This is a genomic window from Chryseobacterium sp. B21-037 (assembly GCF_028570785.1).
Taxonomy (GTDB): Bacteria; Bacteroidota; Bacteroidia; order Flavobacteriales; family Weeksellaceae; genus Chryseobacterium; species Chryseobacterium proteolyticum.
This window is the reverse complement of sequence record NZ_JALGCB010000001.1, coordinates 4,041,057-4,056,644: the sequence shown is the minus strand read 5'-3', so window position 1 is coordinate 4,056,644 and position 15,588 is coordinate 4,041,057. Positions and strand designations below refer to the sequence as shown.

Sequence of the window (15,588 nt, the reverse complement as noted above, 5' to 3'; positions counted from 1 at the left end):
CTTATTTTCTTTTTACTTTCATTTTTAATTACTAGCTTTGAATTCGAAACTTAACGAAACATTATGAAACGAAATGAAGAACTCAGCAAATTAACCACCGTAAAAGAATGGGACTTTTTAGTCATTGGTGGAGGAGCAAGCGGTTTAGGTTCGGCATTGGACGCAGTAAGCAGAGGGTTTAAAACATTACTGCTGGAATCTCACGATTTCGCGAAAGCTACTTCCAGCAGAAGTACAAAGCTGGTACACGGCGGCGTAAGATATTTGGCACAGGGAGATATCGGTTTGGTAAAAGAGGCATTGAAGGAAAGGGGATTATTGGCAAAAAATGCAGCCCATGTGGTAAAAAATCAATCATTTATTATTCCTAATTATACATGGTGGGGAGGAATTTATTACAAAATAGGACTTTCGATTTACGATTTTCTGGCAGGGAAATTAAGCTTAGGTAAAACAAAATATATCAGCAAATCAAAAACAGTTGAAAAACTTCCGACGATTGAACAGAAAAATCTGGCAAGCGGGGTTGTATATCAGGACGGGCAGTTTGATGACGCGAGATTGGCGGTTAATTTAACCCAGACCATTATTGAAAAAGGAGGCACAGCAGTTAATTATGTTAAAGTAATTAACCTGATAAAAAACAGTTCCAATAAAGTAATCGGTGTAATCGCTGAAGATCAGTTTACCAAGCAGCAATTTGAAATCCACGCAAAAGTAGTCATCAATGCGACAGGAGTTTTCACGAATGATATTCTGAATATGAACAACCCGAAACATGGAAAATTCGTTGTTCCAAGCCAGGGTATTCATTTGGTACTGGATAAATCCTTCTTGAAAAGTGACGACGCCATTATGATTCCGAAAACTTCTGACGGAAGAGTCTTGTTTGTCGTTCCATGGCACGACAGAGCGCTTGTAGGAACAACCGATACATTGTTGGAAAGTGAAAGTTTTGAGCCACGAGCATTGGAAGAAGAAATTAAGTTTGTTTTAAACACAGCAAGACAATATTTAGCAAAAAAACCTACTCGGGAAGATGTAAAATCTGTTTTTGCAGGACTTCGGCCGCTTGCCGCACCAAAGGATGGAAGCAAAAGCACAAAAGAAGTTTCGAGAAGCCATAAAGTAGTAACATCCGATACAGGATTGGTTTCCATCATCGGAGGAAAATGGACCACCTATCGAAAAATGGCAGAAGATACTATCGATGAAGCGATGAAAGTTCACCATCTGGGAACAACTACATCCAAAACAGAACATCTTTCGATTCATGGAAATGTAAAACCTGAAACGGTAGACAGAAGCAATCATTTGTATGTTTACGGATCAGACATTCCGGAAATCAAAAAACTACAGCAGAGCAATCCTGAATTTTCAGAAAAAATACATCCTGATCATCCATTCACAGTTGCTGAAGCAATTTGGGCAATCCGTCAGGAAATGGCAGAAACCATTGAGGACATCCTGGCCCGAAGAGTCCGTCTTTTATTTTTAGATGCAAGAGCAGCAATCGACAGTGCACATAAGATTGCTTCTATTATCGCAAAAGAAAACGGACATTCAGAGGAATGGGCTAATGAGCAGGAAAGAGAATTTATCGAATTGGCAAAGGGATACCTGTTAACTCCTTATTCGCCAAGATCCATTTAACCTAAATCAACGTCACAACATGAGTGAAAAGTTAATTCTCGCTCTGGACCAAGGCACAACTTCGTCAAGAGCCATTTTATTCAATCACAGCGGAGAAATAGAATTTGTTTCTCAGAAAAGTTTTGAACAGATATTTCCTACCCCGGGTTGGGTAGAGCATGACCCTAATGAAATCTGGTCTTCCCAGGTATCGGTAGCAGCAGAAGTTATCGCTAAAGCAGGTATCTCAGGGCTTGAGGTTGCAGCGATAGGGATTACAAACCAGCGCGAAACAACGATCGTTTGGGACAGAGAAACAGGTGAACCCGTTTATAATGCTATCGTATGGCAGGACAGGAGAACATCAAAATACTGTGACTCGCTAAAAGAACAAGGGTATACAGACATGATCAAAGAAAAAACAGGTTTGGTTCTTGATGCTTATTTTTCAGCAACCAAAGTAAAGTGGATCCTTGATAATGTAGATGGAGCAAGAGAGCAGGCAGAAGCAGGAAAATTGTGTTTTGGAACTGTTGATACATGGCTGGTATGGAAGCTAACTCGTGGAAAAATGTTTATCACAGATGTTTCGAACGCAAGCAGAACAATGCTCCTAAACATCCAATCTTTGGAATGGGATGAAGATCTTTTAAAGTTATTTAATATTCCAAAAGCGATCCTTCCTGAAGTGAAACAAAGCAGTGAAGTTTATGGAGAAACCGCTACCACTTTATTCTCAACAAAAATCCCAATTGCAGGTATTGCCGGAGACCAGCAGGCAGCTTTGTTCGGACAAATGTGTACAACACCGGGAATGGTAAAAAATACATACGGTACAGGATGCTTTCTTTTGATGAACACAGGGAAAGAGGCCGTTCACTCTAAGAACAACTTGCTGACAACCGTTGCATGGAAGATAAACGGAGAAGTTAATTATGCACTGGAAGGCAGTGTTTTTGTGGGAGGGGCTGCAATTCAATGGGTAAGAGACGGGCTCAAATTAATTAACTCAGCTGACGAAATTAACAGTCTGGCCAAAACCGTCGAAGATAATGGAGGGGTTTATTTTGTACCGGCACTTACAGGTCTGGGAGCTCCATATTGGGATCAGTATGCAAGGGGAACTATTGTTGGAGTGACAAGAGGAACCACTAACGGACATATTGCCAGAGCTACTCTAGAAGGTATAGCATTCCAGGTATATGATATTGTAAAAGCGATGGAGGCAGATTCCGGAACTGGTAGTTTAGAGCTAAGAGTTGATGGTGGTGCTTCCAATAGTGACTTATTAATGCAAATCCAGTCTGATCTATTCGGTTTCAAGATTACACGCCCAAGAACTTTAGAAACAACAGCCCTGGGTGCTGCCTATCTTGCCGGACTTGCTGTAGGTTATTGGAAAAATATTGACGAAATTCAATCTCAATGGATCGTGGATAAAGATTTCCACCCTCAGCTTGAGAAAGAAAAAGCCGACAAGATGATCCACTTCTGGCACAAAGCAGTAAAGCGTTCCCAAGATTGGATTGAAGATTAATTTCCACTAAATAAAAATAAACTATGACTCCATTTATAGCAGAAATTATCGGAACAATGCTTATGATCCTACTCGGAAACGGTGTAGTGGCCAACGTTGTTTTAAAGGATACAAAAGGAAACAATTCCGGTTGGATTGTAATTACCACAGCCTGGGCACTTGCAGTTTTCGTTGGGGTAACGGTTGCAGGGCCAGTGAGTGGCGCTCATCTGAACCCTGCCGTAACGTTAGGCCTGGCTATCGCGGGAAAATTTTCATGGGATCTGGTTCCCACATATATCGCCGGAGAAATGATTGGCGCCATGTTAGGTGCTTTTCTTGTCTGGTTATTTAATAAGGATCACTTTGCAATTACCGAAGATGAAGGGGCAAAATTAGCATGTTTCAGCACAGGTCCGGCAATAAGAAAGCCGGTTTCGAATCTTATCAGTGAAATTATAGGAACGTTTGTGCTTGTTTTTGTGATCTTCCATTTTGCCGATCCAAGCCTCACTTTGGGTAATGATCCGACCGCTAAGATCGGACTGGGGACTGTTGGTGCTCTACCTGTTACCTTACTTGTTTGGGCTATTGGCTTATCATTAGGAGGAACTACAGGTTATGCCATTAATCCTGCCCGTGACCTTGGACCAAGGATCATGCACGCTATTCTTCCGGTAAAAGGAAGCAGTGATTGGGGATATGCATGGATTCCTATTGCAGGACCAGTGCTAGGAGCAACCCTTGCGGCTTTATTGCATCTCGCTTTAAGTTAATCAAAGAAAGTTTACAGTATGAAAAAACTACTTTTTATATGCCTGATTATTTTAGGTACAGGGAGTCTCTTTGCCCAGGATGACACAGAAGTCAAGGATGACGGTCGCCTGGATTTCACTGCTAATATCCAGAATAACCACTTGTGGAGAGGCTTGATCATTACAGATAAGCCCGTGGTAATGGGAAACCTTTCTTACGCTTTGGATAAAGAAAAAAAATGGAAAGTGGGAATATGGGGAGCTTCTGCTTTAACCGACGACAAGGATGGCACCCATTATAAAGAGATCAATTATTATGTTCAGTATTCTGACGGACGGCTTTATATTGGGTTATGGGACTTATTTAACTCCAGAAACATCAATACTACAGTAGCTTCGGATGATATCTTTAATTATTCAAACAGAAGAACCGCCCATATTATTGATCTGAGAACAAATTACACCTTCGGTCCTTCGTTCCCTTTAAACATTGAAGCAGACATCATGCTTTATGGAGGTGCTAACGCGGGAGAAGTTGTTTTGAAACCGGACGGGAGCTATAAAAAGAATAAATATTCCACGTATGTTCAGGTAAGCTATCCTGTTATTGCCCATCAAAAAGTAAATCTGGATGCATTTGTTGGTGGAGGCTTTGCCATCAATGACAGCACATTTTTATATGGTAATGGAAAAAACAGTTTTGATATCGTAAATGTAGGTATCAAAGCCAGCAAAGCTTTAAAGATAACGGAACATTATACCCTTCCCGTATCAATGATGGCCATGTGGAATCCATCGAATAAATATGCAAGGATTCAGCTGGCAGCGACCGTATTTTAAAAAAATCAACATTATAAGAGGTCTATTCCGGTTTTGACCGGAATGGGCTTTTTTACATATGTCATTGACATCCTTAAGACAAAGTAAATACCGTGTTTTTACGGTGTAATTCTTGCATAAATCTTTTTACATTTGATCAAAAAAATGAAAAAGATATTCTGCGTGCTTATCCTCTGCATCGCAACCCTTTCCTTTTCACAATCTAAAGTTCCGTTTACTGGAAAAAGATCTTTCAATATAATAGAAGGATACAGCGGAACCGGCACACCAGCCTATTATCTTGATGTAAAAAAGAACGGCGATGTTTATTTTGGCTATGTACAGGTAAATCAGGCTAGCGGAGAAGAAACCAGTGAAGAAATAAATGCAGGTAAATACACCCCTCAGGTTATGAAGGTCCAGTTCAAAAAGTACAATGAAACTTTTTATGTAAAGTTTGATAAAGAAAAAATATACCTTACTGATGAAAAGGGAAATATTCAGAAATCTGAGGATTGCTGTTCTGCGATGGAAAGTGATAAAGAAAGTTGTACCTGTGAAAGCGCTTTTTACCAATAATGAAAATAATTAAGTTTTTAGTCATTCTTATTTTGCTTGTTTCATGCAGCGAAAGAGAGAAACATCCGTACACGTTTTATTACTGGAAAACAAAATTGTCTTTAGACAATGAAGAGAAAAAAGCATTAGATAAAACAACCGTCCCTATTCTTTACACAAGGTTCTTTGACATCAATAAAGTAAACGGCAGATTTCAGCCTTTAGCCGTCATCACCAAAGACGAAAGTTTCGAGACAGACAAACAAATTGTCCCTACCGTATTTATCACCAACCAGACTTTTGTTAATATTTCAGGGGAGGAAATACACTTCCTTGCAGAAAGCATACATCATTTAATTGACAAAAAGAGTAAAGAATATAAGCTGAAGACCAATCATGAAATTCAGATTGATTGTGACTGGACAGCCGGAACACGTGACGATTATTTCGCGTTTTTAAAAGAACTTCACAAAATTTCCGGGAAAGACATTGACTGTACGCTTCGGCTTCATCAGGTAAAAGATAAAGCAATAATGGGAATCCCTCCTGTAAAAAAAGTATTCCTGATGTGCTACTCCACCTCTTCTCCTTTGGAAACATCTGATAAGAATTCAATTCTGGATGTTAATATCCTTAAAAGCTATCTTTCAAAATTGGAAGATTATCCAATCAAGGAAATTGAAGTGGCTTTACCTATTTACTCGTGGGGAATTGTTACCAATCATTTAGGAAGACACAAGCTCATCAATGCTTTATCACAAAATGACCTGAAAAATCCTAATTTTAAAAAGATTTCAGATCATGAAATTGAAATTCAAAAAGATGGATTTTACTTTGGAAATTACCTGAATAAAGGATTTACCATAAAAGTTGAGGAAATTACAAACGACCAGCTCAGAGATGTCATTGCTTTTTTAGATAAAAAAATACCGTTGTTTAATATCGTTTATTATCAATTAGATACTAAATTTGTTGTGAACCAAAATTTCAAACTGATGTCTAAATTCCAGAGTGATTTTTAACATCATAGAATACAATAAAACACAACGCAAAAAATACTACATACCCATGAAAAAGTATATTCTCACAATTGCAGTCTTTTCACTTTTTTATACAAAATCAGAAGCTTGCGCCTGGTCAGATCCGGATTATGAGTATTTTAATCTTTTTACCCAAAGTATTATCAAGGATAAATCATATCTGCCATTTCTGCACAGTTATTCAACAAGATTTTATACTGACTTTAAACCAGGTCAGATTCCGGATGAAAATATTGGGACATGGAGGAAATTCTTTGGCAATCAGCTGAGCTATCAGGAAACCAATTATCTGGTAAATAATATAAGCCTTAATGAGCTTAATGAGCTCAAAAAAGGAAATCCGGGTAATCAACTATTGAAAAAACTGGGAACAGGTTTCTATCAGAAATATCGCGAAGGAATTGATTACTTAATTGAAGCTAAATATCTTGAGCCTTATATGAGGATCAATTTTATTGAAAATCCTGATTCTTATTTTTACAACGGCCCTCAAAGTGATAAAAATGCAACCAACCTTGATTATAACAAAACTATTTCAGCATTAACTTCTTTATATAATGCTGCAAAAAATCCTGAGATAAAACAGCGATACGGTTACCAACTGGTCCGTTTCAATCATTATACCAGAAATTATGACGCTGCACTTCAGGCTTTCAGAACCTATATTGAGCCGATCAAGTTAAAAGGAGTTCCTTACTTTATGGCTCTTGACCAATTAGCCGGCGCACAAAGAGGTATGAAGATGAACAGTGATGCCAACTGGAACTTCTTTCAGGTTTTCATGAATAGTGATAGCCGTAAAGAGTCTGCTTTTGTTTCTATGAAACTTTCTGATACCGCATCTTTTAATAACATTTTAAAAAGAGCAGGTACTCCGAATGAAAAGAATATGGCTTATTTTCTTTTGGGATATGAAGATTTCACCAATCCTATTCCTATAATGGAGAAGATGTACGATATTGATCCTAATTCGGAAATTCTGAAAGTAATGGCGGTAAGAAGTATCAATGAACTGGAAAGAGCTTATCTTCCTACTTATTATTATTCTGACGACACAGATAACGCAACCGTTCAAAAAGAAAACTCAAGTACATCTGCTGATTCTCAGAAAAAAGAATCTCCGGAAGTAAAAGAAAAAAAACTTTCATTCTGGCAGAAGATTATCCGGTTCTTTAAAAACCTGTTCGGAGGGTCTAAATCGGATAAGACAGCTGACGGAAAAGCAGATCAAAGTGATGATGAGCTATTAGATAATCCTAATCGAATTCCTTTCCACACAAAAAATCAAAGTTTTTGGTATGGAGATAGCAAGCAGATAGATTATCTTAATGATCTTGAAAAATTTACCTCAAAAACCAAAGAGAAATCTAAGGATGAATATTGGCAGATTGCAGATGCATACCTTAAATTCTTAAAAAAAGACTACAAAGCAAGTACTGAAATTCTGGAAGATATTAAAACAACCAATCCTGAATATCTTGAAGAGATCAAAAGGATGAAGGTCTTAAATGATATTGTTTCCCAACCGAAGATTACTTCCGATTACGAAGATCATCTAATGAAAGATTATCCGGAATATTTCATCGAAAAAGAAGTGAAGTCAGACAGTACAAATTCTGATTATGACAATTATTACGGTCCTGTTCCATCTACTGCATCATTCCTTAAGGACGTTTTAGCTAACCGATATTTCCTTCAGGGAGAGGATGGGAAATCATTCCTAATGAGCAATAAGCTTTCTGATCTCCAATATAATCCTAATTCAAGTTTGGTTAAAAGTGTAGAGGACTTTTACAGGAAGCCTAATAAAAATCAATTCGAGCAGCAGATCATTGCCAAAAATATGGACGATGTAGGAAATATTGAGGCATTCTTCAGTGTAATTTATGGCGACCGGGCGATGAGAGTTGCCGATTTTGAAAAAGCAAAATCATATTATCAGAAAGCGCAGGACTTTGTAGGAATTCCTAGGATCAATTATGACTGGGTTTCCAGTGAACAACCAAAAGTTCCTCATCAATATGCTAAAGACGAATACAATGGTTTCAGAAATATCCCGGATTATGTTTTTGGCCATAATGTATGGGAAAGCTTCGAAAGTGATGCAGCCACCAGCATGGAAAACGAAGACTACACTCAATTTCCTTTCATAAAGACCATGATGAATAAGCTTGAATTAGCAGATGCTGCTATAGAGCTTAAGAAAATTGGTAACGGAAAAGATGAAAAAGCTGCTAAAGCGAGCCAGCTTATTGGTAATTTATTGTATAATACTTCTATTCTTGGTTATTACCGACAGCTGTTCGTAATGGATGTAAATAATAGTAATGGTGGCAAATATGATTTCTGGAATACAGATAAGAAAACACCATATCAATATTATTATAAAAATTTCCTTGACAGATCTTACATTGAACCGGATAATTTTGATCTGGCTATCAATTATTATAAAAAAGCACTGGCCCTTTCAGTGAATAAGGAAGAAAAAGCGAGAATCTTATTCCAGATGGCTAGTGCAGAGCAAGGAAAATACTATCAATACGAAGCAAAAAATCCATCAAAGATAAGCTACTCCGATCCTCAATATTCTGAGAAAAGCGATGCCTATCAAAAGCAACTGGACAATATAAAGAATGAAAAGTTCCGAACCTATTTTGCTTTATTAAAAACCCAGTATTCTGATACGGAAACTACCAAAAATCTAATGGGAAGCTGTTCTTATTTTAGTTACTTCATGAAATAGAACAATCGCTTTCGGTCTGAAATAAAAAAAGGAATCACTATGATTCCTTTTTTTGTTTTTCCAACCATTCCTCATGTTTCTTTTTAAACAGATCATGCTTGTAGCTTTGATTTCTTTTAGCCGCATCAATAGAATGAGAAGTATGGATATCCACATCATCTTGAGCAAAGTCAGCTAATTTCTCATAATAGGTATGCAGCTGATCCAATTCTTTTTCGGATAAGTCTTCTATATCTACAATCCGGTTACTCGCTTTTTCATGGGCTGCGATCAGCTCATTTAGTTTAATCTGTATAGCTTTAGAATCTTTATTCTGGGATTTCTGAATAAGAAATACCATCAAAAAAGTAATAATCGTTGTTCCTGTATTGATCACCAGCTGCCAGGTTTCAGAATAATGAAATACAGGTCCGGAAAGAGCCCAGATTACAACAATAGCAGTAGCTCCAATAAAAGCATGGGAACTTCCTGTAAATTTGGTTGCCCAATCTGAAAACTTTTCAAAAAAATTATTATCCTTATGACTCATAGTGATTATTGTTTTAAATAATAAATGTATTAAATAATATTATTTTTTAAGCAAAAAAACTTAAAACAATAAACATAGTGATGTGTCTAAAGTTCCACAGATCAATTAGAATTTATAATTTACTTGCACTGCAAAATTCCGGGGTTGGATCTGATCAATATATCCACCTCTGAAATACGAATTGTAGCCTACAGTATCAAAAATATTATTGAGAAAGACTCTTAATCCCAATCCTCTTTTAAATGAATATCCTATCTGCGCATCAACTGTTGTATACTGAGGCATATTAAAAGGCTTTTCACCAAGCTGAGTCCCATTGATATGACCATTTGCAGCATTAGAATATTTTTGTTTATAATCATCTACAGGTCTTGTACCAACGTAATAAATCCCAGCGCCCACGTCAAGACCTTCCAGGGCTCCGGTATTAAATTTATAATTCAACCATGCGTTGGCCGAATTCTTTGGAGTATTAATAGGGGCAGAACCATTCACAAATGAAGGGCTGTCCCTGTATTGTGCATCTACATAAGCCCAACCCGTCATAACCTGAAGATTAGGAAGGATTTTACCTATTAATTCAACTTCGATTCCTTTTCTTTTTAGCTCTCCTGCCAATGCATAGGTCCCAGTTCTGTTTCCATCAGTTAAAATTTCATATGAGAGGTTGTCTGTATTAATATTGAACAATGTAACATTGAACCTTAACCTTTCACTAAGCCAGTCGGATTTGATCCCTGCTTCCCATTGTTTGGTTGTGGATGCTCCTACTGTCCCACCTCCGATCAGTACATTATTTGCAGTTCTTAAAGAAGTTGTACTAGTATATGAACCAAAAATATTCATATTTTCGACAGGCGAAATCATTAACCCTAATGATGGATTCCATGCATAGCCCGGATTTTTATCCGATCCATTTAATCGGCTATAACGAATACCTAAATGAGCTTTGATGTATTTATTGAATGTGATAACATCCTGGGCCATTAATCCTAATGTCGGAGTAACAGTATTGATGATAGCATCTTTCTTTGCCAGTTCAAAATTGTTGACATCAATAGAAGCGGGAAGAATATTATTAATTTCATTAAGAACATTGATCCGGTCAACATCTTTACTCTGATAAGAGGTCGTTGTAACATTCGATTCTTTCCAATCAAAACCTACCTGGAAAGTATGTTTCATAAATCCTGTCATTACATCAGATCCGATAAAATCAAACTGAAAAACCTTGTTTAGATCCTCTCTTCCTGATTTCGTTAAACTTCTATCTCTTATTTCATTTGGGTTCTTTGAATCGACAGGAGATAAAGCTGCACCTACAATGTCCGACTGATAAGAAGAGCTCATTAATGCAGCTCTTACTTTCAATTTGTTGGTCAGTTTTCTAGTAGCCGTTGTAGAAAAGTTGAATGTTTCCATCTTTGCATTATCTGTAGAAAACCCAAGAAATTTTCTACCCGGCATTCTGTATATAGCTTCAACATCACCTTTTGCAAGATTTACGGTCCCTCTATCCGGCGTAGTATTGTTATACATATAATCCATTTCTACCACGATTTCCGTTTTATCATCAGGTCGAATAGCTATGGATGGATTTACATAGATCCGATCCGTATGAATAAATCTTCTGAAACTATTATTATCCTGATATGCTGCATTTAATCTTACGGCAATCCTACCATCAGAATCCAATACCCTTTGAAAATCTATTGTTGGTCTGTAAAAATCCCAGCTACCATACCTAAACCCTATATTTGTTTCATCAATAAATTTAGGAACTTTAGTAACCACATTGATCACACCTCCTGCGGAACCTAACCCATCGCCAATTCCCTGAGTAACTGCTGCTGAGCCTTTGATCACCTGAATACTCTCTACTCCCTGCATATCCGTAAGCATTGCTCCGGTCCTGAAATCTGAATCCATCTGAACACCATTCTTTAAAACAGGAACTCCTCTGTATCCTCTAATTGACATACTTTCTCTCGTTCCCCCATAACTTCCAAACTGGGTTACCCCCGGTATATTCTTTGCAACATCCGTCACCGTAAGCCCTCCCAGGTTTTCTATCACTTTATAAGATATAACAGAAATACTTTGGATCTGATCCCTCGTTTTTAAGGGTAATCTTGTTATGACTTCTAAGCCTTCCGGTTGTTTTTTTCTTTCTCCGAATAATTCTACTTCTTCGATTGTGTTTTCTTTTCTAATGCTATCATTTACTTTTTGTCCACTGACAAAACCAATCCCTAACACTACTAAAGAAAAAGATACTGTTCTTTTCATCTCTTATTTTTTGCAAAAATATTATTTTTATTAATTCTAAATAAATTAATACTGGTGATATATGTCATTGCAAAGAATTACTCTTTGTAATTTTATTACCTCTCAGTTTAATTCGCAAAAAATTCTACAAACATAAAGTTCAATATTTACCAAATAAAAAAAAGGTCAATCGTTCTCAACAGACTCCTCTACTTCTTACGGTTCCTCATCCAAATACCATTGAAATCTTTCTTATTGATACATAAAAAAATCCGCCCCTTTTACAGGGGCGGATTCTATAATCATTGCAAAGTATGCAATTATCACACTTTAATTTCTACGTCAACACCGCTTGGTAACTCTAATTTCATTAGAGCATCAACAGTTTTAGAAGAAGAAGAGTAGATATCCATCAATCTCTTGTGAGCTGATAATTGGAACTGCTCTCTTGCTTTTTTGTTAACGTGTGGAGATCTCAACACCGTGAAGATTCTCTTGTTAGTTGGTAATGGAATAGGTCCGTTTACAACAGCCCCGGTAGCCTTTACCGTTTTTACGATTTTCTCAGCAGACTTGTCTACCAAGTTGTAATCGTAAGATTTTAGTTTTATTCTGATTCTTTGTGACATTTCTTTAATTTAAAAATTAACCTTTTGCTTTAGCAATGATTTCTTCAGCAACGTTTTGTGGAGTCTGAGCGTATTTCTCTAATTCCATAGAAGATGTAGCTCTTCCTGATGAAAGTGTTCTTAGAGTTGTTACATATCCAAACATTTCAGAAAGTGGAACAGAACCTTTGATAACAACAGCACCGTTCTTTTCTTCCTGACCACTGATCGTACCTCTTCTCTTGTTAAGGTCACCAATAATGTTACCCATATATTCTTCCGGAGTTACAACTTCCAGTTTCATAATAGGCTCCATAATTACCGGCTTAGCAGCTTTACCAGCTTCCTTAAATCCTAATTTAGCAGCTAATTCGAAAGAAAGAGCATCAGAATCCACCGCGTGGAAAGATCCATCTTTAAGAGTAACTTTAATACCTTCAACTTCGAAACCAGCCAATGGACCGTTCTTCATTGCAGCTTTAAATCCTTTTTCAATTGCAGGAACGAATTCTCTAGGAACGTTACCACCTTTGATCTCATTGATGAATTCTAAACCAACTTTACCTTCGTCAGCAGGTCCTAGTTCAAATACAATATCAGCAAATTTACCTTTACCACCTGATTGTTTTTTGTAAACTTCTCTATGGCTGGCAACTTTTGTTAAGTTTTCTTTGTACTCTACCTGAGGTTGTCCTTGGTTTACTTCAACTTTGAACTCTCTCTTCATACGATCTACAATGATATCCAAGTGAAGCTCACCCATACCAGAGATAATCGTTTGTCCAGAAGCTTCGTCAGTTCTAACAGTAAACGTTGGATCTTCTTCAGCCAATTTTGCTAATGCGTTACCCATTTTATCCTGGTCCGCTTTAGTTTTAGGCTCAACAGCGATACCGATTACCGGATCAGGGAAAACCATCGATTCAAGAACGATTGGGTTTTTCTCATCACACATCGTATCACCAGTTTTGATAGATTTGAATCCTACTGCTGCACCAATATCTCCTGCTTCAATATATTCTACAGGATTTTGCTTGTTAGCGTGCATCTGATAGATTCTTGAGATTCTTTCTTTATCTCCAGAACGAGTGTTCAGGATATAAGAACCTGCATCTAATCTTCCAGAGTATGCTCTGAAGAATGCTAATCTTCCCACGAATGGGTCAGTAGCAATCTTAAATGCTAAAGCCGCGAAAGGCTCATTTACGTCTGGTTTTCTTGTAATTTCAGCGTCTGTTCTTGGATCAGTACCTTTGATATCATCTTTATCCAATGGAGAAGGCAAGTATTTACATACTGCATCCAACATGAACTGTACTCCTTTATTTTTGAATGAAGAACCACAAGTCATTGGGATAATAGATAAATCAATAGTAGCTTTTCTAAGAGCTTCGTTGATTTCTTCTTCAGAGATTGAATCCGGATCTTCGAAGAATTTCTCCATCAAAGTCTCATCATAGTCAGCTACAGCTTCAACTAATTTCTCTCTATATTCGTGAACCTCAGCTTTCATGTCTTCAGGAATTGGCACTACTTCAAAAGTAGCTCCTTGTCCTGCTTCATCCCAGATGATAGCTCTGTTTTTAATTAAGTCTACAACACCTTTAAAGTCTTCTTCAGCACCGATTGGTAAAACGATTGGAACTGCATTAGATCCTAACATTTCTTTAACTTGTTTTACAACGTTAAGGAAGTCAGCACCTTGTCTGTCCATTTTGTTTACGAATCCCATTCTAGCAACTTTGTAGTTGTCAGCAAGTCTCCAGTTTGTTTCAGACTGAGGCTCTACTCCATCTACAGCAGAGAATAAGAATACCAAACCATCCAATACTCTCAAAGATCTGTTTACTTCTACTGTGAAGTCAACGTGTCCCGGTGTATCGATGATGTTGAAGTGGTAAGGTTTAGTGTCGGCTACAGGTTTTCCTTGATCTGTTGGAAAGTTCCAAGAACAAGTAGTTGCAGCAGAAGTAATGGTAATACCTCTTTCTGCTTCCTGCTCCATCCAGTCCATTGTAGAAGCACCATCGTGAACCTCTCCAATTTTGTGGTTTACACCAGTATAGAATAAAATCCTTTCTGTAGTGGTAGTCTTACCTGCATCAATGTGAGCAGCGATACCAATATTTCTTGTAAATTTAAGATCTCTTCCCATTTCAGATTAGAATTTAAAGTGTGAGAAAGCTTTGTTAGCTTCCGCCATTTTATGAGTGTCACTTTTCTTTTTATAAGCAGCACCTTCTTCTCTAGAAGCAGCAACAATTTCGTTAGCTAATTTCAAAGCCATAGACTTATCATTTCTAGCTTTAGAATATTTAATTAACCATTTCATCGCCATAGAAATTTTTCTATCAGCTCTGATTGGCATTGGGATTTGGAAGTTAGCACCACCTACTCTTCTTGAACGTACTTCTACGTGAGGCATTACGTTAGTAAGGGCATCTTTCCAGATCTCAAGAGAAGTCTTTTCAGTTTCTCCTTTTTTAGTTTCTACAACGTCTAATGCATCATAGAAAATTTTGAATGCGATAGACTTTTTACCGTCTAGCATTAGGTTATTTACAAATCTAGTTACCAATTGATCATTAAATTTTGGATCTGGTAACAACGGTCTTTTTTTCGCTTTTGTCTTTCTCATTGTTTTGTACCTTATTTAATGATTATTTTTTCTTTCCTTTAGCTGGTGCAGCAGCTGCCTGACCTGGTTTAGGTCTCTTAGCTCCGTACTTAGATCTTCTCTGTGTTCTTCCATTTACACCTGCAGTGTCTAATGCACCTCTTACGATGTGGTAACGTACTCCCGGTAGGTCTTTCACCCTTCCGCCTCTTACCAATACTATCGAGTGCTCTTGAAGATTATGTCCTTCGCCCGGGATGTAGGCGTTGACTTCTTTACCGTTTGAAAGTCTTACCCTTGCTACTTTTCTAAGTGCAGAGTTAGGTTTCTTAGGAGTGGTAGTATATACTCTCGTACATACACCTCGTCTTTGTGGACAAGAATCAAGGGCAGCCGATTTGCTCTTCTTGGCAAGCGTGGCTCTTCCTTTTCTTACTAATTGTTGAATAGTAGGCATTTAATTGCTTTTTATTTTAAGCTGCAAAAATAGTAATATTTTTTTA

At 37.4% G+C, this 15,588-nt stretch carries 13 protein-coding genes; 7 read left to right on the top strand and 6 right to left on the bottom strand.

Features of this window, described 5'->3' with window-relative positions:
* The first annotated feature begins 63 nt into the window (after positions 1 to 63).
* The 7 genes from MTQ00_RS18080 to MTQ00_RS18050 all read left to right on the top strand — a co-directional run bounded on the left by MTQ00_RS18080 (position 64) and on the right by MTQ00_RS18050 (position 9,063).
* Entirely contained in the window at positions 64 to 1,653 is a 1,590-nt protein-coding gene (locus MTQ00_RS18080; RefSeq protein WP_273650546.1) for a glycerol-3-phosphate dehydrogenase/oxidase, read from the top strand.
* Positions 1,654 to 1,672: 19 nt separating this feature from the next.
* Positions 1,673 to 3,169: a glycerol kinase GlpK gene (gene glpK, locus MTQ00_RS18075; protein WP_172284548.1), complete on the top strand. Its 1,497-nt coding sequence runs from the start codon at positions 1,673 to 1,675 to the stop codon at positions 3,167 to 3,169.
* 23 nt (positions 3,170 to 3,192) lie between these two features.
* Positions 3,193 to 3,924: an MIP/aquaporin family protein gene (locus MTQ00_RS18070; RefSeq protein ID WP_273650545.1), complete on the top strand. Its 732-nt coding sequence runs from the start codon at positions 3,193 to 3,195 to the stop codon at positions 3,922 to 3,924.
* Between the two features lie 18 nt (positions 3,925 to 3,942).
* Positions 3,943 to 4,743: a hypothetical protein gene (locus MTQ00_RS18065; protein WP_273650544.1), complete on the top strand. Its 801-nt coding sequence runs from the start codon at positions 3,943 to 3,945 to the stop codon at positions 4,741 to 4,743.
* 144 nt (positions 4,744 to 4,887) lie between these two features.
* On the top strand, positions 4,888 to 5,301 hold the full coding sequence (locus MTQ00_RS18060) for a hypothetical protein (protein WP_273650543.1): 414 nt from the start codon (positions 4,888 to 4,890) through the stop codon (positions 5,299 to 5,301).
* Entirely contained in the window at positions 5,301 to 6,302 is a 1,002-nt protein-coding gene (locus tag MTQ00_RS18055; protein ID WP_273650542.1) for a hypothetical protein, read from the top strand. The genes MTQ00_RS18060 and MTQ00_RS18055 overlap by 1 nt, the downstream gene beginning before the upstream one ends.
* A 46-nt stretch (positions 6,303 to 6,348) precedes the next feature.
* Positions 6,349 to 9,063, top strand: a complete 2,715-nt coding sequence (locus MTQ00_RS18050; RefSeq protein ID WP_273650541.1) for a hypothetical protein — start codon at positions 6,349 to 6,351, stop codon at positions 9,061 to 9,063.
* A 37-nt stretch (positions 9,064 to 9,100) separates the two neighbouring features.
* On the opposite strand, the gene MTQ00_RS18045 is transcribed toward MTQ00_RS18050, so the two are convergent.
* The 6 genes from MTQ00_RS18045 to rpsL all read right to left on the bottom strand — a co-directional run bounded on the left by MTQ00_RS18045 (position 9,101) and on the right by rpsL (position 15,542).
* Complete coding sequence (locus MTQ00_RS18045) at positions 9,101 to 9,592, bottom strand: low affinity iron permease family protein (protein ID WP_172284560.1); 492 nt, start codon at positions 9,590 to 9,592, stop codon at positions 9,101 to 9,103.
* A 105-nt stretch (positions 9,593 to 9,697) separates the two neighbouring features.
* Entirely contained in the window at positions 9,698 to 11,881 is a 2,184-nt protein-coding gene (locus MTQ00_RS18040; protein ID WP_273650540.1) for a TonB-dependent siderophore receptor, read from the bottom strand.
* A 302-nt stretch (positions 11,882 to 12,183) separates the two neighbouring features.
* A complete protein-coding gene (gene rpsJ / locus MTQ00_RS18035; protein WP_002661363.1) occupies positions 12,184 to 12,489 on the bottom strand; it encodes a 30S ribosomal protein S10 in 306 nt (101 codons plus the stop codon).
* A 16-nt stretch (positions 12,490 to 12,505) separates the two neighbouring features.
* Positions 12,506 to 14,623: an elongation factor G gene (gene fusA, locus MTQ00_RS18030; protein WP_172284564.1), complete on the bottom strand. Its 2,118-nt coding sequence runs from the start codon at positions 14,621 to 14,623 to the stop codon at positions 12,506 to 12,508.
* A gap of 6 nt (positions 14,624 to 14,629) precedes the next feature.
* The gene (gene rpsG / locus MTQ00_RS18025) at positions 14,630 to 15,106 is read right to left on the bottom strand and encodes a 30S ribosomal protein S7 (protein ID WP_172284566.1); all 477 of its coding nucleotides are present in this window, start codon (positions 15,104 to 15,106) and stop codon (positions 14,630 to 14,632) included.
* Positions 15,107 to 15,128: 22 nt separating this feature from the next.
* Positions 15,129 to 15,542: a 30S ribosomal protein S12 gene (gene rpsL / locus MTQ00_RS18020; RefSeq protein ID WP_002983146.1), complete on the bottom strand. Its 414-nt coding sequence runs from the start codon at positions 15,540 to 15,542 to the stop codon at positions 15,129 to 15,131.
* Between the last annotated feature and the right edge of the window lie 46 nt (positions 15,543 to 15,588).